This is a genomic window from Bradyrhizobium sp. CCBAU 25360, assembly GCF_028128695.1.
GTDB classification, from domain to species: domain Bacteria; phylum Pseudomonadota; class Alphaproteobacteria; order Rhizobiales; family Xanthobacteraceae; genus Bradyrhizobium; species Bradyrhizobium ottawaense.
The window spans coordinates 387037-406980 of record NZ_LBJA01000042.1 but is presented as its reverse complement, the minus strand read 5'-3'; the positions used below and the strand labels follow the sequence as shown (position 1 = coordinate 406980).

17 protein-coding genes and 2 riboswitches are annotated in these 19944 nt (G+C 66.5%); of the genes, 4 read left to right on the top strand and 13 right to left on the bottom strand.

What is annotated here, in order from left to right:
• Window positions 1-36 precede the first annotated feature (36 nt).
• The 3 genes from XH81_RS25955 to XH81_RS25945 are packed head-to-tail and all read right to left on the bottom strand — an operon-like array spanning window position 37 to window position 4929.
• Window positions 37-1332, bottom strand: coding sequence for a class-III pyridoxal-phosphate-dependent aminotransferase (locus XH81_RS25955; protein WP_097668703.1), 1296 nt, complete (start codon window positions 1330-1332; stop codon window positions 37-39).
• 10 nt (window positions 1333-1342) lie between these two features.
• Window positions 1343-2923 carry a hydantoinase B/oxoprolinase family protein gene (locus XH81_RS25950; RefSeq protein ID WP_028142463.1) on the bottom strand — a complete coding sequence of 527 codons (1581 nt, stop codon included), beginning with the start codon at window positions 2921-2923 and terminating at the stop codon, window positions 1343-1345.
• The gene (locus XH81_RS25945; RefSeq protein WP_271596414.1) at window positions 2920-4929 is read right to left on the bottom strand and encodes a hydantoinase/oxoprolinase family protein; all 2010 of its coding nucleotides are present in this window, start codon (window positions 4927-4929) and stop codon (window positions 2920-2922) included. Before XH81_RS25945 ends, XH81_RS25950 begins: the two co-directional genes overlap by 4 nt.
• A 583-nt stretch (window positions 4930-5512) precedes the next feature.
• On the opposite strand from XH81_RS25945, the gene XH81_RS25940 reads away from it, so the two are divergent.
• From XH81_RS25940 to XH81_RS25930, 3 genes are all read left to right on the top strand, one after another.
• Window positions 5513-6361 carry an AraC family transcriptional regulator gene (locus XH81_RS25940; RefSeq protein ID WP_249162500.1) on the top strand — a complete coding sequence of 283 codons (849 nt, stop codon included), beginning with the start codon at window positions 5513-5515 and terminating at the stop codon, window positions 6359-6361.
• 106 nt (window positions 6362-6467) lie between these two features.
• On the top strand, window positions 6468-7160 hold the full coding sequence (locus XH81_RS25935; protein WP_095426516.1) for an O-methyltransferase: 693 nt from the start codon (window positions 6468-6470) through the stop codon (window positions 7158-7160).
• A 122-nt stretch (window positions 7161-7282) separates the two neighbouring features.
• Window positions 7283-7951, top strand: a complete 669-nt coding sequence (locus XH81_RS25930; protein WP_244429107.1) for a siderophore-interacting protein — start codon at window positions 7283-7285, stop codon at window positions 7949-7951.
• A gap of 49 nt (window positions 7952-8000) precedes the next feature.
• Here XH81_RS25930 and XH81_RS25925 read toward each other — a convergent pair whose 3' ends face one another.
• Both XH81_RS25925 and XH81_RS25920 read right to left on the bottom strand, forming a co-directional pair.
• Window positions 8001-9422: a PepSY domain-containing protein gene (locus tag XH81_RS25925; RefSeq protein WP_028142458.1), complete on the bottom strand. Its 1422-nt coding sequence runs from the start codon at window positions 9420-9422 to the stop codon at window positions 8001-8003.
• Window positions 9423-9434: 12 nt separating this feature from the next.
• The gene (locus XH81_RS25920) at window positions 9435-11783 is read right to left on the bottom strand and encodes a TonB-dependent receptor (protein WP_271596413.1); all 2349 of its coding nucleotides are present in this window, start codon (window positions 11781-11783) and stop codon (window positions 9435-9437) included.
• Window positions 11784-11899: 116 nt separating this feature from the next.
• Window positions 11900-12101, bottom strand: a riboswitch (cobalamin riboswitch).
• A gap of 72 nt (window positions 12102-12173) precedes the next feature.
• On the opposite strand from XH81_RS25920, the gene XH81_RS25915 reads away from it, so the two are divergent.
• A complete protein-coding gene (locus XH81_RS25915) occupies window positions 12174-12746 on the top strand; it encodes a histidine phosphatase family protein (protein WP_271596412.1) in 573 nt (190 codons plus the stop codon).
• Here the strand turns inward: XH81_RS25915 and cobT are convergent.
• The 8 genes from cobT to XH81_RS25875 all read right to left on the bottom strand — a co-directional run bounded on the left by cobT (window position 12739) and on the right by XH81_RS25875 (window position 19941).
• Window positions 12739-13791: a nicotinate-nucleotide--dimethylbenzimidazole phosphoribosyltransferase gene (gene cobT / locus XH81_RS25910; RefSeq protein WP_271596411.1), complete on the bottom strand. Its 1053-nt coding sequence runs from the start codon at window positions 13789-13791 to the stop codon at window positions 12739-12741. The two genes, XH81_RS25915 and cobT, sit on opposite strands and share 8 nt — an antisense overlap.
• Window positions 13792-13801: 10 nt before the next feature.
• Window positions 13802-14551 carry a precorrin-6A synthase (deacetylating) gene (gene cobF, locus XH81_RS25905; RefSeq protein WP_271596410.1) on the bottom strand — a complete coding sequence of 250 codons (750 nt, stop codon included), beginning with the start codon at window positions 14549-14551 and terminating at the stop codon, window positions 13802-13804.
• A 46-nt stretch (window positions 14552-14597) separates the two neighbouring features.
• Window positions 14598-15275 carry an energy-coupling factor ABC transporter permease gene (locus tag XH81_RS25900; protein ID WP_212429403.1) on the bottom strand — a complete coding sequence of 226 codons (678 nt, stop codon included), beginning with the start codon at window positions 15273-15275 and terminating at the stop codon, window positions 14598-14600.
• Between the two features lie 38 nt (window positions 15276-15313).
• Window positions 15314-15532, bottom strand: a riboswitch (cobalamin riboswitch).
• 45 nt (window positions 15533-15577) lie between these two features.
• Window positions 15578-16309, bottom strand: a complete 732-nt coding sequence (cobA, locus tag XH81_RS25895) for a uroporphyrinogen-III C-methyltransferase (protein WP_212429404.1) — start codon at window positions 16307-16309, stop codon at window positions 15578-15580.
• Window positions 16306-17616 (bottom strand): cobyrinate a,c-diamide synthase, encoded by a 1311-nt coding sequence (locus XH81_RS25890; protein ID WP_095426512.1) that lies wholly within the window; start codon window positions 17614-17616, stop codon window positions 16306-16308. Before XH81_RS25890 ends, cobA begins: the two co-directional genes overlap by 4 nt.
• Window positions 17616-18398 carry a precorrin-4 C(11)-methyltransferase gene (cobM, locus tag XH81_RS25885; protein WP_038947924.1) on the bottom strand — a complete coding sequence of 261 codons (783 nt, stop codon included), beginning with the start codon at window positions 18396-18398 and terminating at the stop codon, window positions 17616-17618. The genes XH81_RS25890 and cobM overlap by 1 nt, the downstream gene beginning before the upstream one ends.
• Entirely contained in the window at window positions 18395-18763 is a 369-nt protein-coding gene (locus tag XH81_RS25880; protein WP_271596409.1) for a cobalamin biosynthesis protein, read from the bottom strand. Before XH81_RS25880 ends, cobM begins: the two co-directional genes overlap by 4 nt.
• Window positions 18760-19941 carry a bifunctional cobalt-precorrin-7 (C(5))-methyltransferase/cobalt-precorrin-6B (C(15))-methyltransferase gene (locus XH81_RS25875; RefSeq protein WP_028142448.1) on the bottom strand — a complete coding sequence of 394 codons (1182 nt, stop codon included), beginning with the start codon at window positions 19939-19941 and terminating at the stop codon, window positions 18760-18762. The genes XH81_RS25880 and XH81_RS25875 overlap by 4 nt, the downstream gene beginning before the upstream one ends.
• Window positions 19942-19944 lie beyond the last annotated feature (3 nt).

The window sequence follows — 19944 nt, the reverse complement described above, 5'->3', positions numbered from 1 at the left end:
GGATGGGCTGGACGGCTTGCAAGCCGTGATCGGCGCTCATCGGTGCTCCTCGTCGGCAATATCGAGGCCATGGTCGAGCGCATCCAGAAGCTGGTCCGCCTCGCGGTCGGAAATGACGAGTGGCGGTGCCAGGAACAGCGAAACCTGCTCGCCGCTGGTTCCGATCACCGCGCCGGCTTCCAGCGCCCGCGTCGCGACGCGCGAGGCGATCGGATCTTCGGTAGTGTCGGCGCGCCAGGAGCGCCAGTCCGGTCCGTGCAGCTCCACCGTCCAGTGCAGCCCCTGCCCCGCCACGCGCTGCACGCTGGGGTGTTTCTGAGCGATCGCAAGCAAGCGGCGGCTGAACAGCTTCTCGAGGCTCTTCACATGCTCGAGAATATTGTCTTCGCTGACAACCTTCAGGTAGGCGCTGACCGCGGCCATGCTGATCGGATGGCCGCGCAAGGTGCCGTAATTCTGCCAGCTCGTGCCCTTCAATCGCTCGACGATCTCCTTCGATACCACGACCGCCGCCACCGCAGCCGCACCGCCGCCGAGTGACTTTCCGAGCGTCACGATATCAGGACGGCTTTGCGAGCCCTGAAACGCGAACCAGCGCCCCGCGCGCCCTGCACCGGTGACGACCTCGTCCGCGATCCAGTATGATCCAGCCTCTCGCGCGCAGCGGGCGACTTCGTCCTGATAGGCGCCGTCGTAATAGATGCCGCCCTGGGTGTAGTCGATGATCGTCGCCGCGGTATCCGACAACAGACGCCTGGCGTCGGCCAGATATTCGCTCGGTGGCTTGCTGTTGGCCGGTCCACCGTAGATTGCGCCATCCGGCGCCGGCAGGATTCGCACCGGCGCCATCGGCGCCGGCAGCTTCGAGCCGCCTGCATGCACCGCGAGTCCGCCGTGCCATTGCGGCTGCACCGTCATGCTGCGCGACAGACCCGTGATGCCGTGATAGGCGCGCTCGCGCGTCGCCAGCGCGGAGCGCTGCGTCATGGCCTGGCAGAGCGACAGCGCCATGTCGTTAGCCTCGCTGCCGCTGATGCAGAAGCGCACCGCGCCGACCCAATCGTCCTCGCCCTTGAACGCAATGGCCATCAGATCGTCGGCGGCCTGCTCGCGACCGACCCAGGTCCAGCCCTCGTTGACCACGGGCGTGTCCGCCGCCCGGCGGATCGCCTCCACCATCGCGGGATGACGGTGACCGAGACCGCCGCCGGTGTTGCTGCCGTCGATGAGCTTGCGGCCGTCCGCAAGATGAAAATAGGCGCCCTCGCCGCCGACCACGGCCATGGGCGCGCTGTCGCCCGCGTTCAGCCCGGTTCGCAACAATCTGCTCATCGCAATCCCTTCACTCCGCAGCATCAGCGCCGTAGCCACCGCCGCCGCAAGTCTCGACGGTGACAAGATCGCCTTGCTGCAGCACGAGGTTGGATTTGCCGTCGATCGCGACGTTGGCGCCCTGCCTGACAAGCGAGATGCGACAGGCCTTCCCGGGTTCGCCGCCCTGCATGCCGAATGGCGGGATCACCATGCGCTCGATGCAGGTGGTCAGATGCATCGAGGGCGCCAGAATGCGGTAAGCACGCACGACACCATCGCCGCCGCGGTGGGCGCCGGCGCCGCCGGATTGCCGGCGAATGGACTGCTGCTCGAGGCGGATCGCGTAGTTCGCCTCGATCACCTCGACCGGCGTGTTGGAGGTGTTGGACAGATGTACCCGGGTCGCCGAGATGCCGGCCCGATCGTGCCGCGCGCCTTCGCCGCCCCCGTGGACCTCGTAGAGCATCTTCCAGGAACCGTCCTGCCGCGGCTGCGCAAAGAACAGGACGCCCGCGGTGGTCGCGCCGCCCGCGGACAATCGTTCGGGGATGGTATCCTGCATGGCGCGGAAGATCGCATCGACGATGCGCATCGACGTCTCGTGGTTGCCCGCGGCGACGGAGGCCGACCAACCCGGCTCGAGGATCGAGCCCGGGCGGGTGACGATGGTCAGGGGGCGGAGCGCACCGGCATTCTGCTGCATGTCGCGCCCGCTCATGATGCGCGCGGCATAGGCGACGGCCGAGCGCGCCATGAACGGCGTCGTGTTGCAGAAATTCGAGACGCGGTCGCAGCTCCCCGAAAGGTCGAAGGTCGCCTCGTCGCCGGCAATGGTAATCCTGACGTGGATACGCGCGGGCGCGTCGTTCACGCTGCCGTCGTCGAGATGGTCTTCGCCCTCGTAGACCCCGTCCGGCAACGCGCGGATAGCCTCGCGCATCTCGATCTCGGAGAGGTCGTGCAGGCGCGACTGCGTCGCGGTGAACACCGCCTTGCCGTGCTCGCGGCAGAGGTCGACGATGCGCCGCTCGCCGGCCTTGGTCGCCGCGATCTGCGCGAGCAGATCGCCCTCGCAGGATTCGGCGTCCCGAACATTGGCCTTGAGCAATTGCACGATCGGCGCGTTGATTCCGGCTGAGGTTGCGATCAGCACCGGCGGAATGCGCATCGCCTCCTGGAACGTGTCGATCGCCTTGGCAAAATAGCTGCCGGGCCAGGTGCCGCCGATATCCGGCCAGTGCGCGAGGCTGACCGCGAACGCCACGATCTCGCCATCGACAAAGACAGGGCGGACGACCTTGACGTCGTTGAGATGATTGCCGCCGAGCGCGCCGACATTGTAGATCAGCACGTCACCGTCGTTCAGGCTGTCGCGCGGCACCACCTTCAGCAATTCGGGGACCGTGTAAGCCATCGCGCCCAGATGGATCGGGATGTCGCGGCCCTGCCCGACCAGGCCGCCATGGCCGTCCGTGATCGCCGACGACAAATCGCCGGCCTCGCGCAGCAGCGGCGAGCGCGCCGAGCGCGTCATCACCAGGCTCATCTCCTCGGCCGCAGCCGAGAGTCCGTGCCGGATGACTTCGACGACGAACGGATCGAGCTTCAAGTTGCCCTCCGCGTCAGGAACAGATTGCCTGAAACGTCCGGCCTCGCCTGCCAGCCCGGCGGCACCACCACCGTCGACCACGCGTCTTCGATGATGGCCGGGCCACTGACGGTGTCGGCCAGCGATGCGCGGTCGATAATCCCTGTCGCGATGTCGTGGAAGCCGTCGAACGAGCAGAGGCGCGTGCCTGATGACAGCGCCCTCGCCGCCGTCGCCGACCGGCCCACCACCGTTGTCGACGGCCGACGCGCCTGTACCCGCACGGATTCGATGACGCAGGGCTCGCTCGTCGCATAGCCGAAGAGTTCGTGATGCCGCGCCAGAAAATCGCTCTTGAGCCTGATCACGTCGAGCGGCAGTGCGAGCGGGACTGGAATGGCGTCGTTCTGCGCCGCGTAACGCATCAGCGCCACCAGCTCGACTTCGATCTCCGCCTTCGCGACACCGTTGGCGATCAGGGGCGCCGACGCATCGTCAATGAGCGCTCCAATGCGCTCCGATACGCGTACGAGATCGATGCCGTCGAGACCGGCGCGCAGGGTCTGCTGCTGCAGGAAGCTGAAATCGGCGGTGAGACAGCCCAGCGCCGAGAACGCGCTCGATGCGCTGGGCACGACGACCTGCGCAATCCCGTACAGATCGGCGAGGCCCGCAGCATGCATGGGGCCGCCGCCGCCGAAGGCGAGCAGCGTGCAGTCGCGCCCGTCGATGCCGCGCTCGACCGTGACGCGGCGCAGCGCGCGGGCCATCGTCGCGTTGGCGACCTTGATGATGCCGAGCGCCGTTTCGGTCAGGCTCAGCCCCAACGCCCGCGCGATCGGCGCGATGACGCGCTTGGCCGCATCGATGTCGATGCCGATGCGGTCGCCAAGCTTCGTTTCGGGATTGAGATAGCCGAGCACGGCATTGGCGTCGGTGATGGTTGGCTCGCTGCCGCCGCGGCCGTAGCAGGCCGGACCCGGCTCGGAACCGGCACTCTCCGGCCCGACCGTCAGGCCACCCGGGCCGTTGCGCACGATCGATCCGCCGCCCGCCCCGATGGAGTGAACCGCAAGCATCGGCTGGCGCAGCGGCTTGTCGCCGAGCATGCGGCCGTCGGTCATCTCGGCCTGGCCGTCGACGATCAGGCACACGTCCGTCGTGGTGCCGCCCATGTCGAAGGTGAGCATGCGCGGCGTGCCGAGCTGGCGCGCGATGCTGACCGACGCTGAGACGCCGGCGGCCGGGCCCGACATTGCCATCACAAGCGGGCGACGTTTCACCGCGGAGATCGGGATCATGGCGCCGGCGGAATGGAACACCTGCAGGCCGGGGCCAATCGGCAGGCGTTGCTCCAGCTCGCTCAGATACTCGACCGCAATCGGCATCGCGGCCGCGTTGAACACGGTCGCCGAGGTCCGCTCATACTCGCGTGCCTCGGGGTTGACCTCATGTGACAGCGAGACATGGGCGACGACGTCCTTGAGGCGCTCGCCGAGCATTTTTTCGTGCACGGGATTGGCATAGGCGTGAAGGAGAGCCACCGCGACGCTCTGAACGCCGGTCTCCTTCAGCCAGGCCACCAGGCGCTCGATCTCCGCTTGTTCCAGCGGCTTCAGCACCCGTCCCTCGTGATCGAGGCGCTCGGCGAGCCCGAAGCAGCGCTCAGGCGGCACGAGCGGCGGCGATTTCGGCGGAATGTCGAGACGGTAGAGATCGCGGCGGCGATAACGCGCGATCTCGAGCACATCGGCAAATCCCTCGGTCGCGACCAGCGCCACCTTCGGCAGTCGGCCCTCGACGATGGCGTTGGTCACGCGCGTGGTGCCGTGGACGAAGCGCCTGACCTCGCTTCTGCGCAGGCCCACCGCCTCGATCGCCTCCAGCATCGCCTGAACCGGAGCGTCGGGGCGCGACGGCACCTTTGCAATCCGCGCCTCCGATGAATCGCGCCGGATCGCGATGATATCGGTGAAGGTGCCGCCGATATCGGTGCCGACCTCCCAGTGATTTTCGGAGGAGCTCATGTGCGGGGGCAGCGACGGATGAGGTCCGAACCGGACGCCGGGCTGTTACCGTCCATCGCGACATCCAATGCCCAACCGAGAGCGCTCATCATGCATCCCTTGTCTTGCCATTGTCCGCGAGTGTGCGACAGAGCGGTCAGGTGGGGATAGAGCCAGGTTTGTCGCAAACCGCCGGGCCGGCGCCGCGAGCTGCAAGTTCGGTTGCACGTTTTGGTGCAGCAGTGCCCGCGCGGAGAGCATGCAGATGTCGACTGCTGGACACCAGCAGAGTGCATCGCACCACGGATTTTTCGGCGCAAACCGTCACGTCCGTTGCACTGCAATCCGAACATCCAAAATCACCTGTCTAATTTGCAGGCGATCGAGGGGCGCTGCGCGAGGTTCGGATGCCCATGAGCTATGCACGGCAGGCGGCTCAGCCTTTCTTTATTGTACGGTCAGTAAGCGAGGATATCGTCCGGTCCAATCGATGGGCGACAGCGCAGCCATCCGTTGGGACCAGCTCGTTAGAAACCATCGAGATTCGGACATCCTGCGTTGAAAGTCGCGATCGCGGGCCAGATATTGCCTGAACCCGCCAGTCATGTTCGGATCGACCATCGCCTGCATGCCCTTCTTCCGGCTCAACGACGACCATATGAACCCCGATGATCTCGGGGATTTCGATCCTGAAACCGTGCCGCGCACCGTCGCCGCGTTCGGGGGCCACATGGTCACCAAGGGCATGGAGCTGGCCATGCACGAGCATCGCAAGGACGAGCTCGTCCTGTCCGTGCGTGGCATCGTCAGGCTGGAGGCCGGACACGGCGTCTGGATCGTCCCGCCGCGCTGTGCGGTGTGGATTCCCGGCCATGTTCCGCACAGCGTCAGCGTCGCTGGCGACGTCGAGATGCATTGCCTGTTCGTCGAACCGGATGCGGTGCCGGCACTCCCGCGGCAATGTTGCACGCTGACGATCTCGCCCTTGCTCGAGCATTTGCTGGTGCACGCCACCCACATGCCGGTCATGTACGATCCCGACGGCGCCGACGGCAGGATCGCCGCGGTGCTACTCGACCAGCTGTCGCTGGCCCCCGCCGAAGAGCTGCGATTCCCCATGCCGGCCGATGCCAGGCTGCGCCGGATCGCCAGCGCGATGATGACCGATCCTTCCGATCGCGCGACGATCGAGGATTGGAGCCGGCGCATGGCCGTCGCCCCGCGCACCCTCACCCGCATCCTGCAACGCGAGACCGGCATGAGCTTCGGCCGCTGGCGCCAGCAGCTCCACATCCTGATCGCGCTTCAGCGCCTCGACCAGGGCGCATCGGTCCAGGCCGTGGCGCTCGATCTCGGCTATGAGGGGGCCAGCGCCTTCGTCACCATGTTCCGCAAGGCACTGGGCAAGCCACCGGCGCGATATCTGGCCGAACGACGCATCGGCGCACACTGACCGGAATTCGCAATCGATTGTCCCGTTCGCGGAATGCGGTCTGAGGGACCATTTCGTATCCAGGCTCCGAAGCGCCCGGCGGGCGCATCGCAAGGAGCCGACCGACATGGATTCACTCAGCAAGGGCGTCGTCGCCGACGTCCTCCATCGTCTTCATCAGGAAGCGGAGATCGCCGACGGCCAACTGATGCAAACCTTCGCGAACGAAGCGAAGAGCCGGGATGAGATCATCAGCAAGGCCATCGCGGCCGAGAGCCGCGATCTGAACGAAGTCTATCGCGGACTTGCGGACAATTTCCTGAGCGTCTCTCCGCGGTTCGGACGCTTCCTCTACATGTGCGTCCGCGCCTCCAAGGCACAGCGCATCGTCGAGTTCGGCTCCTCGATGGGGATTTCCGCGATCTACATGGCGGCGGGCTTGCGCGACATCGGTGGCGGCCGCCTGATCGGGACCGATCTCGAACCCGGCAAGATCGAGCGGGCGCGGGCGAATCTTGCCGCCGCGGGGCTCGCCGACCTCGTCGAGTTCAGGCACGGCGATGCGCGCGAAACGCTCAGCTCCGGCCTTGGCGACGAGATCGACATGGTGATGCTCGATGGCGCTTTCACTCTCTATCTTCCCATTCTCAGGCTGCTGGAGCCGCACTTGAAGCGCGGCGCGCTCATCGTCGGCGAGAACGCGCTCGAGGAAGCCTCGGGCTATATCGACTACGTGCGCGATCCCGAGAACGGTTACCTCTCACTGTCGCTGCCGTTCGAGCCGGGACGCGGCAACGAATTCACGATCAAGACCAGATGATCGGCATGGCGGTGAACCCTGCGATGGAGCCAAACTTGAACGAGCCCGCTCACGAGCCACAAACGTCCGAGCCATCGCGGGCACCGCAGGGACGGGTCACGCGGATGTTGCTGCGATGGCTGATGCGCCCTGCGCGCGTTGCCGGCATCAAGACGCTCTCGCCGCACTTCCGGCTCGTCGAGCTCGAAGGCGAAGCGCTCAGAAACGTCGCCTGGGCGGCCGGCGACAAGATCCAGGTCGCGATGGGCTCGGGCCTGAGCGCGCGCACCTATACGCCGATGTGGTGGGACGCCGGCAACGGCAGAACGCGGCTGCTGGCCTTTGCACATGGCGAAGGCCCCGGCAGCCGCTGGGCTAGCAGTTTGCGCGAAGGTGACAGTTGCCAGTTCTTTGGTCCACGCCGCTCGCTCGACCTTGCCGACCTCCAAGCGCCCATCGTTCTGTTCGGCGATGAAACCTCGTTCGGCCTTGCGGCGGCGTTGCGCGACAGCCTGCAGGCTGGCGGCGCGCTCCATCTGTCCGAAGCCGCTGATATCGCGGAGTCGAGACTTGTGCTGGACTCCATCGGCCTCGGCCACGCCAGGCTAATGGCACGCAGTGCCGATGACACCCATCTTGCAACCGCCGAATCCGAGTTGCTCCGCCTTGCCGCAAACGGCGCACAGTTCGTCCTGACCGGCAAGGCATCCTCGATCCAGCGCGTCGGCCGCGCCTTGAAGGCCGCCGGCGTCGCATCATCGCGGATCAGGGCAAAAGCCTATTGGGCAACGGGCAAGACCGGCCTGGACTAGAGAGGAGCCGATAGAACCGCCGGCCGTTGGTCAAGACACGCGGTCTCCGTCAGGACCGCAGACGCCGCCAGCCAATCGCGATCCCGGTGACGGAGAACGCCAGTCCCAACGCACACAGTCCAACGATAAGGGTATCGCGCAGACGTGGATGCGCCAGCAGGACCGGAAAATCGAGCGTGTGGAGCGCGCTGTAGAACCAGCGGTAGGCTCGCCGCGAGGCATCCAGCCTTTGCAGCACACTGCCATCGGCACCGTCGATATCGAACCAGAGGTCGCCGCAGCGCAAGCGGTAGAGGGGCGCACCGGGAATAGCTGATTGCGCGGGGTAGTCGTCGTTGCCAGCAAGAACGGACGGCGCGCCGCAGCCGGCGGCGAGGCGCGCCACCAGATTCTGGATCTCATGCACGTCCAGAAATTCCGTTGGTCCATCGCGGGGCGCGTCCCCTGCCTTGATCAAGACCTGACGGTCGAGGCCCACCCGGTCGCGCCGGTAGACAGTGCCGTTGAAGGCAAACCATTCGATCTCCCGGGCCGAGGGCGATATCGGCTGCCGATCGAGCCATGAGGCAGCCGCCCAATCAGGCAACGCGTTCATCACGCCGGATTCGGCCGCGGTCAATTGTCCGCGCGAGAACAGCCGGCCGTGATCCATGGAGAGCCAGCCGCTGAGGCTCCATGTCAGCACGAACATTGTTGCCGTGAGGCCAATGACGTGGTGCAACGCGTGCCAGCCACGATAGGGCGAGGACATCCGGCGCCCTCGCAGCTGCACCCGCGCGATCCCGAGCACCGCACCAAGCATCGCCGCGATCAAGGCCAGCAATGACAGCGTCCAGACGACGCGATCCCACAGCGACCAGTTGCTTCTCAGGACCGTCGGATAAATCCAGTGCAGCACACTGCCGGCCCAATTCCAGCCCCGCTCGCCCCGCCTCGTGTCCAGGACGACCTCGCCGGTGGACGAGGAAACATAGACTTCCGTCCCGGCAGCATCGCCGAGCGCCACACGAAACAGCGGCCGGTGGCGATCGAAGCCGTTCGGCACGCTCCACGGATCGTAGTCCGAACGCGCAACGACCGCGGCCCGCGCGGCATCGAGCCCGCGATTGCGCGCGTGCTCCCGCGCGCTGGCAAGCGCAGCATCGGCAATTGCGACCGACGCATCCGCTCCGTCGAAAGCGCGGACCGCGCGCACGCGCGACGATCCCGACACGATGTAGACCGCTGCATCGCTCCGCTGGATCAGCCGGACGCGCACGGCGCCCGCGACCCCGCTCGCAGCGACCGCCTCCACAACCGGGATCCTCGCCGCTCCACGATCCACCGGCGCAAGGCCGGCAAACCGTTCCGCTTCCGTCAGCGACGGAAACGGAACGAAGTGCATCACGATCCCCGTCGCAAACCACATCGCGAACAGCAGGCAGAACGCGATCCCGAGCCAGCGATGCGTAACGACGATCGCGCTCATCATCCGTTCAGCGCCCTACCATTTGAACGCGGCGGAGAGCTCATAGGTCCTGGGCGCGCCCAGCAGGATCTGGTCGGGATAGAATGGATCGCCCCAGATCGCATAGCGCTTGTCAGTGATGTTGCGCACGCGGAAGGTCAGGCGGGCCTGGTCGACCGCGTTGAATACCGTCTTGGGGATATCGACGAAGGCGTAGACGTCGGCGACGGTATACGCCTTCATCGTCACGACATTGGCATCGGTGTTGTAGCGGTCGCCGACATGGCGGCCGGTGATGCCGAGCTCCACCGGCCAGGGCGTGAAGAAGCGCCAGGATGCACCCGCATTCGCCACGATGCGCGGCACGTTCGGCGGCGTATTGCCGGAGAACGAGCCGCCGACGAAATTGTAGTCGGCATAGCGGGCGTCGACATAGGCGATGTTGCCCCACAGACGCAGTGGATCGATCGGACGGACCGAAGCGGCGAGCTCGACGCCCTTCGACTCCTGTCGCCCGGCGATGTTGAGCGCCATGCCGCCGGCCGCGGCATAGACGTTCTTGCGCACGATGTCGTAGGCCGAGAAAGACCACTCCGCCCTGTTGTCCCAGAACAGGTGCTTGACGCCGGTCTCGTAGGTACGCGAGGTCGTCAGGTCGAGCGGCTGGGTCGGCGACAACAGGAAGCTGGTGTTCGCGGAGACGTCGGCGCCGGTGGCGTACTGGCTGAAGAAAGTCATGCCGGGCACGACCTCCCACGTATAGCCGATGCGGCCCGTCACCGGCGCCCAGTCTTTCGTGAACGGGAAGCCGGCGTTCACCAGGCCGGCGGCATCCGTCGAGTTGCGATCGAGCCCGATGTGCTCGACGCGCAGGCCGCCGATCAGCGCGAAGGTCCGCGTCAGCTTCAGCCGGTCCTCGAACGACAGCGCCTCGTTGTCGATACGCGCGGTCTGCTGCTTGGTCGTGAGCAAACCGTAGAAGCCGCGGTTGGGATCGACCAGCGAAACATAATCGTTCGGGAAGTTTGCCGCGCCCGGCCTGACGAAATCGAGATAGCTCGACGACAGCGTCGTGACCAGCCGGTTGTCGAAGCCTGCGATATTCGTGTCCCAGATCAAATCGGTGATGTTGCCGACGAGGCGCTGGCTGTGCGCGACATAGAAGCGCTCGCGATACACCTGGTTGTTGGTGGAATCGAACGCTTCGACCTCGTTGTTGAACCAGGTGCGCTCGGCGCCGTAACCATAGGCCTGGCTCTTCAGCGTCAGGTCCGGCGCCAGCTTCAGCTCGAAACCGCCGCGCAGCCACACCTCCTGCGCGACATTGCGGTTGTCGAGGACATTGTAGTTGGTATTGAAGGTGCGGTCGTCGATCGTGACAGCCCCAAGATCAGTCCTGTTGAAGTAGTTGCCGGAGACGATCCCCGTCGTCGCGTGCGATCCACTGAAAGCGATCGGCACCAGCGGCGCGCCCCAATAGGCTTTCGAGCGATCCTCGCGATACTCGATCGCGCCCCAGATCTTGAGACTGTCCGAGATGCGATAGTTGAGCTGGCCCGACACATCGAGCATCTTGGTATTGGTGTCGTCGGCAAAGCCGTTGAGCGCCGAACGGCTGATGTCGAAGCGGTAGTCGAGGCCCTGCACATTGGTGCTGCCGCCCGAGCCGTAATGCGCGCGGAACGAGCTGAGCGAATCCCAGGAGAAATCAGCTTCGTTCCGGATCGCTCCCGTGTGCGGCTGCTTGGTCACAAAATTGATCGCCCCGCCGGCGGCGCCCTCGCCCGAGATCAGCGATGCCGGGCCCTTCAGGAATTCCACGGCTTCCAGATTGGCGGTGTCCATGATCCGCGAGGTCATGTTCTGCGGACCGATCTTGATGCCGTTGTAGAGCGTGTTGATCTGGCTGTTGGTGAAACCGCGCATCGAGAAGGCGGAAGGCTCGGCCGGATTATCGCCGGAGGTGACGCCGACCGCCCCCTGCGCCACGTCGGACACGGTGCGATAACCCTGCTCGCGCATGGTCTCCGCGGAGATCACCTCGACGGTCGCGGGCGTCTCGCGCACCGTCAGGCCGAGCCGCGAGGCGCTTTCGGCCACGGCATTGCTGTTGAGCGGCGTCGGGGGTGCCGCAGTCGGCACGGCAGGCTTCGGCATCGCTGCTGCGGTCGCCGGCCTGCGCGCTGCTGCGCGGCGCGTGCTCTGCGCCTCCCGGCCGGCAGGCTTGGCCTGCTTGCGGGATTGGGCCGGCGACACTTCGACCGGCGGCAGGGGCTCTCGGGCCTGCTGCGCCAGCGCAGCGGGCGGATCGAGAGCGGCAAAGGATGTGAGTGCCGCGGAGGCGAGCAGGAATTTTCGCGGTCGTACGATACGGATGGAAGACACGGTTTCGGGCCTCGGTATGACGTCAGTGGCACGTCACAGCGAACGAGGTCTCACCTTTTGGCCCTTCAGCCGTCCGATGAAGCCGAATGTCTGTACTCCCCGACCGACATCTTCGCGTGTGACCACGGCTGACGGCAGGTCTCCTGGCTCGCGGGTCATCACCACTTCGTCGCCTTCCCGGGACCGAGGACCCAGTGGCTTCTGACGAAGGATTATCCGCTCACAGTTGCGGGGGCAGCCACGGCGTTGGGGACAATGTCCCCGCACCGTATTCCCTTTTCATCCCCTCTCGGGGAAACCGTCGCGAGCATCTAGGATTACCATCACAACAGAGTCAATGTGCCAGTTGCGGCGTTATGGCCACAACGACCAACTTCCTTGGAGATGAGCATGGAAGGCGAGACCTTCCTCTGGTTGATACGGCACGCGCCCGTCGCGGGCGTCACAGGCACGATCCACGCGTCCGACGCGCCGGCCGATCTCAGCGATCGCGCGCAACTGGACGCTGTGCGACGGCACCTGCCACCGGATGCCGCCGGCTATGCCAGCCCGTCGCGGCGTACGGTCGAGACGGCGCGCGCGCTGGGCCTCGAGCCGGAGCCCGTCAGTGAATTCCGCGAGCAGGATTTTGGTGACTGGACCGGCCATCGCCATGACGAACTCGAGGCGACCCGCGGTGAGGCCTATGCGCAGTTCTGGAACGATCCAGCTGGCGGACGACCGCCGGGCGGCGAGAGCTTTGCGGATCAGGTCGCGCGTGTCCGGCTGGGCCTGTCGCGGATCGCAGCCGGATCGGCCACGCTCGTCGTGCATTCCGGCACCATCCGCGCCGCACTCTGCATCGCGCTGGACCTGACGCCGCAGGCGGCCTTGCGCTTCGTGGTCGATCCGCTGTCGCTGACCCGGATCGATCGCCTCCTGAGCGGCTGGCGCGTCGTCTCCGTCAATCACCGGATCAGCTAGGACGATCCGGCACATTGGCCTGCGCAAACGTCGCCATGCCATTGTGGAGGCTGCAGGCGAGGCGCACCAGCGGCAGCGCGATGGCGGCGCCCGATCCCTCGCCGAGCCGGAGATCGAGGCTGATCAACGGCTGCACGTTCAGCGCGCGCAGCACCAGCCGATGCCCTTGCTCCGCCGATTGATGCGACGGCAGCAGGAACGGCTGGCACGACGGATTGAGACGTGCCGCCGCCAGCGCCGCCACCGATACGATGAAGCCATCGATCAATACAGGGATGCGGCGCTGCGCGGCCGCGATGATCGCACCTGAGATCGCCGCGATCTCCAGGCCGCCAACGGCGCATAGGATTTTTTCCGGCGAAGCGCCGCCAACGCCGTGACGCGCGATCGCAGCATCGATGACACGGGCCTTATGTGCGCGGCCGGCCGCATCGACGCCGGTGCCGCTCCCCGCGATCTCCTCGGCGCTGATGCCGAGCAGGCTCGCCGCGATCGCCGCTGACGTCGTGGTGTTGCCGATCCCCATCTCGCCGAAGATCAGGAGATCAGGCTGATGGGCAGCCGCACGTGCGACGGCGCGCTGGCCGGCCTCGAAGGCAAACGCCAGCTCGGCGGGTGCGAGAGCGGCTTCGACGCTGAAATCGCGTGTGCCGTGGCGCGGCTTGTCGGTGACAATTCCTGCCATCTCGTCCTGTGCCAGCGTGCCGGCGTCGACCACCTCCAGGCTCGAGCCAAGCTCACGCGCCAGCACCGAGATCGCGGCACCGCCGGAGGCAAAATTCGCCATCATCGCGATGGTCACGGCTTGCGGATAGGCCGAGACGCCCTGCGCGACGATGCCGTGGTCGCCGGCGAAGATGATGATCGGCACCCGCGCGGCACGCGGCTGCTCGGTCGCCTGCAGGCCCGCAAGCTCGATTGCGAGCTGCTCCAGCCGGCCGAGTGCACCGGTCGGCTTTGTCAGTTGCGCCTGCCGCGCGATGGCCGCCTCGCGATGGACGGCGGAGACGTCGGGGCAGTTTCGGGTGACCCATTCGGGGAGCATGCTGCCTCGCTTACGGCCTGCGCTTGAGAACGTAGCTATCCATGATCCAGCCGTGCCGTTCGCGCGCCTCCTCACGCAACGCCACGATGCGCGGGCCGACCTCGGCGAGCACGCCTGACATGACGATCTGGTCGGGCATGCCGAGATAGGCGCCCCAATAGATTTGAATCCCGGCTTGATCAAGCGACTGGAACGCCGTGCCGCCGTCGAGCATCACCACCACGGTGTCGACACCTTGCGGCCAGCCGCCTTCGCGCAAGCGCCGCCCCGTCGTGACCAGAAAGGGCTCGCCGATATCGTTGAGCGGCAGCGCATGGGCCGCGCACAGCGCCTGGATCGAGGTGATACCGGGCACGACTTCGATCGTCGGCAACGGATTGAGCCGTCGTGCAATACGCAGCGAGGAGTCATAGAGCGAGGGATCGCCCCAGATCAGCAGCGCAACCTTGCCCTCACCCTCGAGATGGTTTGCGATCGCTTTCGACCAGGTCGCGGCAACCGCATCGTGCCAATCGTCCACGCCCTTGCGATAGTCAGCTTCACCAGCGTCGCGCACGGGAAGATCGAATTCGGCAATGATTGTCTCGTCGCTGGTGAGCACGTCCGCGCAGATCGTCCGCCTGAGATCGGCGAGATCGGACTTCGCCGTCCCCTTGCGCGGGATCAGGACGAGATCAGCGGCGTTGATCGCTCGAACAGCCGCGCGCGTGAGCTGGTTGGGATCGCCGCAACCGATGCCTATCAGGGAGAGCGTGAACATCGCGAACGCGACGGGCGGCCCTTGCGGCCGCCCGCTCGCTTGTCTCTCAGGCCGCGTTGTGCAGGCGCGGGGTGACGAGGCCGGGCGCGGTGACGCCGCGCAGCGACTTCGCCAGTGCCAGCACCGCGAGATCGGCGAGCGGCTCGATCACGATGACCAGCGCATAGGACGCCGCGAACGTCGCGATGTTGGCGAGATTGGTCATGGCAAAACCGGAGCCATAGAGCGCCCAGAACGCCACCCAGGCGATCACACCGGCCTGATAGGTCGTCGAAAGCGCCAGGGCCTGCCGATACTTCAAATCAACATAGGCGGTGTTGCGCGAAATGATCCGTGTGGCGATCGCCTGAATCGCGAACAGCGGCACCAGCAGCGTGGTGATGTTCATGCCGTATTGCGGGATGTCAGCGGGCTCGAAGAACACGCCCTGGAGCAGCAGACCGAACGCAAGGCCGAAGGCCGCAGGCGCCGCGCCGAACAGCAGGAACAGTGTCGAGCCGAGAATGAAGTGCACCTCGGAGACGCCGACCGGGAAGTGCGGCAGGATCTCGAAGAAGGTGAAGACGAGGACTGTGGTGGCGAGCGTCCGCGCCGCGAACGACGTGATGCCCTGCTCACGCACGGTCTCCACCGCGAGCTTCAGCGCAACGCCGCCTGCGGCGATGCCGGTTGCGTAACTCAACACGAGCTTGGCGCCCGTCACTATGCCGGGTTCGATATGCATGGCTCAATTTCCTTCCTGCCGTCACACCCGACGGCCTTGGCCTCAAAACGTGCAGGGCCGGTCTCCTGGCTCGCGGTTCCCCGGGATTTCCGGCCTTCCCGGACCTTGCGGCCCAGTGGCTGATCGGAGTCCCTCACCGCTTACAGTCGCGGGGGCGGCTGGGGTTTTGGGCGCCGCAACTGGGTCCGCCCATCCCCATTCCCGATTATGCTCCGGCGCTTTGCGCCGCGTCGAGCACCATGCCTCTCTTGTGTGCCCCTTTCGCTGAGCCTGCGTCAAGGGGCGAACGGCGGCCAGGGCCGTCATGACGGATAATCCCCCGCCAGCGCCCCAAACAGGATCACGGCGGCCGTCGAGGCGGCGCCGCCGCGCGCAAGCTGCTCGGCAAGCTCGGCGATGGTGGTGCGGACCAGCCGTTCGTCGGGGCGTCCGAGGGATTCGGCGAACAATGCCGGCGTGGTTGGGGCGAGGCCGTGCGCGATCAATTTTGCAGCAAGCGCTGGGAAGGTGCGCCGGCCCATATAGACCACGGTCGTCGCTTCCGGGTCGGCCAGTGCCCCCCAGTTCAGGTTAGGCGGCAACGCGCCGGTGACATCAGCCCCGGTCACGAACTGCACCCGGCGCGAGGTATGGCGCCGGGTCAGGGGAATGCCGGCTTGCGCCGCGGCAACGCAGGCCGATGTCACGCCGGGAACGATCTCGTAGCCGATGCCGGCCTCACGCAGCGTCTCAAGTTCTTCCTCGAGCCGGCCGAAAATGCCGGCGTCGCCCGACTTGAGCCGCACCACGCGTGCGCCTGTCGCCGCATAGTCGACCAGCAGGCGGTTGACGTGGTGCTGCTTGGTCGAGGGACGCCCTGCCCGTTTCCCCACCGCGACGAGATTGGCGCCTGGCCGGGCGAGATCGAGGATCGCGCCAGAGGCAAGATCGTCATAGAGCACGACGTCGGCTTCGCGCAGCCGCGCGGCGCCCTTGAGCGTGAGAAGCTCGGGGTCGCCGGGCCCGGCGGAGATGAAGGAGACGAATCCGCTCACCGGTCCTCCGCGATCAGATGAAAGAAGGTGCCGGTGGCGTGGCCGCGCTGCGAGCCGGTCTCGGCGATGACTGCGCCAGTCGCATCATGCACGACCGCCAGCGGCGTATCAGGCTGGGCAAGAATGGTCGAATAGTGGAATTCGTGGCCGCGCAGGCGCGCGCCGGAGCGATGTCCCGGCATCGGCGCGGCGAGTTCGGCCAGACGATAACCGAGATGCATGCGGCGTTTGGCAAAGCTCGTCTCCAGGCCAAGCAGGCCTGTCATCTCGTGGCGGATTCCGTCCGCATCGGTCAAAGCGGTTCCCAGCACCATATAGCCCCCGCATTCGCCGTGCACCGGCCGCGTTTCGGCGAAGGCGCGCAGGCCGCTGCGAAAACGCGCATTGGCCGCGATCTTGCCGGCATGCAACTCGGGATAACCGCCGGGCAGCCAGCACACATCGGCGCTCGCGTCAGGCGCTTCATCGGAGAGCGGCGAGAATGTCGAGATCTCCGCGCCCGCCCGGCGCCAGGCTTCCAGCATATGCGGATAGACGAAGGAGAACGCCGCATCGCGGGCCAGCGCGATGCGCTGCCCCGGCGGTGTCACGTTCAGCCCATTCGCGGCAGGTTGCGGCGACCAGCTGGCAGCCGATCGCAGCACCGCATCGAGATCGACATGCTCGGCGACGAAGCGCGCGGCCTCGTCGATCAGCTTGCCGATCTCGCCCTGCTCTTCGGCCTGCACCAGGCCGAGATGTCGCTTCGGCAGGCTGATCTCGGCATGACGCGGCAGCGCGCCGAACACGGCAATGCCGGAATCGTTGAGCGCACGCCGCACGAGGTCTTCGTGGCGCGGGCTGGCAACGCGGTTGAGCACGACGCCCGCAAGGCGCACACCGGGGCGATAATCGCGAAGTCCCGCGGCGATCGCCGCCGCGGTCTGCGCCTGACCGGAAGGATCGATCACCAGCACCACCGGCCAGCCCAGCATCTCCGCAATGTCGGCGGTGGCACCGGTGCCGGAGACACCGCGCGCGGCGACGCCGTCGAACAGGCCCATCGATCCCTCGGCGAGCACGACATCGGCGTCCGCGCCGCGGCTGACGAGATGGGCGATGCCCCCGCGGTCCATCGCCCAGCTATCGACGTTGACGGAAGCGCGCCCCGTGGCGGCGGCGTGGAAGGCGGGATCGATGTAATCGGGACCGCTCTTGAAGCACTGCACGTTCAATCCGCGATTGCGCCAGGCGCGCGCGAGCGCCAGCGTCAGCGTGGTCTTGCCGACGCCGGAAGCCGGCGCGGAGATGACGAAGCCTGCCGCCATCACGAGGCCTCCGGAAAGCGTGGCTCGGCACCGACAGGCCGATAGCGACGATCGTAGTCGGCGGCATAGAGGCGGCTCTCGTCGAAATCCGCAGCACCAAGCGTTCTGCCGACCAGAATGATCGCGGTGCGCTCCATCTCGGTGCCGACGGCAGCATCGAGCGTAGCAAGCGTGGCGCGGACGATGCGCTGGTCCGGCCAGCTCGCGCGCCAGACGATGGCGACCGGGCAATCCGCGCCATAATGCGGCGCGAGCTCGGCGACGACCTTGTCGAGCAGATGGATCGACAGATGGATCGCAAGCACCGCACCGGTCGCGGCGAATGCGGCGAGCTTCTCGCGCTCGGGCATCGCACTGGCGCGGCCGGGCGTGCGCGTCAGCACCACCGTCTGGGCGAGACCGGGCAGCGTCAGCTCAGCCTCCAGAGCGGCGGCGGCGGCGGAGAAGGACGGCACGCCAGGCGTCACGGTGAAAGGGATACCGAGTGCGCGCAGGCGGCGGAGCTGCTCGCCCATCGCCGACCAGACCGAGAGATCGCCGGAATGCAGGCGAGCGACGTCCTTGCCTTCGGCATGCGCGGCGGCGATCTCCGCGATGATCTCGTCGAGCGATAGCGGCGCGGTATTGACGATGCGCGCGCCCGGCGGGCAATGCGCCAGCACGCCTTCGGGGACCAGTGAGCCCGCATAGAGGCAGACCGGACAGGCCGCGATCAGGTCGCGGCCGCGCAACGTCAGCAAATCGGGCGCGCCCGGCCCTGCCCCGATGAAATGCACCGTCATGCGCCGTCTCCTTCCGCGATCGCGGCGGTCGCAGTGCGATCCCGCGAGACAACGCGTGCCGAGATCAGCCGTGCACGCGGCCCCGCCGCAGCGAGAGCTGCTGCTTCGGCAACCGATCCGATGCCGAACTTCTCCATCACGAGTTTGGACCGGGTCGGCGTGGCTATCCTGGCCAACATGTCGGCCGGAACAGCCTTGATCGGCACGCCGCACTCAAGCGCGAGCTGCTTCAACGGCTCCGCGTCGGCCTTGTCGCTGACAGTTGCCATCGCAGTGAGGCCTTCGGGATCACCCGCAGCCAGCAGCGCTTCGCGCAGCGAAGCGAGAGTGACATCTCTCCTGAACCCAAACCCGACCACCTTCATCGGACCGTACTCCACTGCACCACCGGCCGTGCCGCCTCCCAGGATCGGTAACGGCCGAGCGGGCCAGCATAAGCGATGTCGACCCGCATCAGCTCGCCGCCGTGGCGCTGGTGCAGATCAACGAGCAACGCTTCCGTCTCCAATGTCACTGAATGTGCAACCAGCCGTGTGCCCGGTGCAAGCCGCGACCAGATCGCATCGAACATCGCGATGTCGAGGCCGCCGCCGATGAAGACCGCATCCGGTGCTTCGAGTGCAGCAACAGCTTCAGGCGCCCTCCCCGTGACGACGGTTATCCGGTGCGAAAGTCCAAACGCCGCTGCATTGCTGCGGATGTTTGCGACGCGATCCTCGCGCGGCTCGATTGCGGTCGCCGTCCCGCCGCACAGCGCCCACTCGACCGAGATCGACCCCGAACCGGCGCCGATATCCCACAGCCGTTCGCCCGGACGCGGCGCCAGCGCCGAGAGCGCGAGCGCACGCACCGGCCGCTTGGTGATCTGGCCGTCATGGACGAACAGATCGTCAGGACGCCCCGAGGCGTGGGGCATACCATGCGTGCCCTTCGCCTCAACGGCGACGGTGATCAGGTTTCCAGCGGGATCACCGGCGAAACCGTCGGCGCGATGTTCTTGGATGCTATCGCGCGGACCACCGAGTGCGGCGAGCGTCCAGAAGGCCGAGGCGCCCCATCCGCGCTCGCTCAACCATTTTGCGAGATCGCTTGCCGCTTTCCCATCGCGCACGAGGCAGATGATGCGCGCCCCTCGCGCCAGATGCGGAACGAGACGTTCGAACGGTGCGGCGTGAAGCCCGAGGCAGACGGCGGATTCGAGCCGCCAGCCCAGCCGCGCGGCCGCAAGCGAGAAGGTCGACGGAGCGGAATGCGCGGTCCACTCGCCGGTCTGCAGCTTCTCGGCGAGACCTGCACCTGCGCCATGCCAGAACGGATCGCCGGAAGCGAGCACCACTGTCGGCCGGCCGCGGCTGCTCAGAACGACGTCGGCGTCGAACGGCACCGGCCACGGACGGCCGCGGCTGCCGACGCCGGCAAGCGCGAGATGCCGTGCACCACCGAAGACGGTTTCGGCCTCATTGAGCGCCTTTCGGCTTGCTTCGGACAGCCCGGCAAGGCCATCTTCGCCGATACCGATGATGGTCAGCCAGGGATCAGCCAAGGA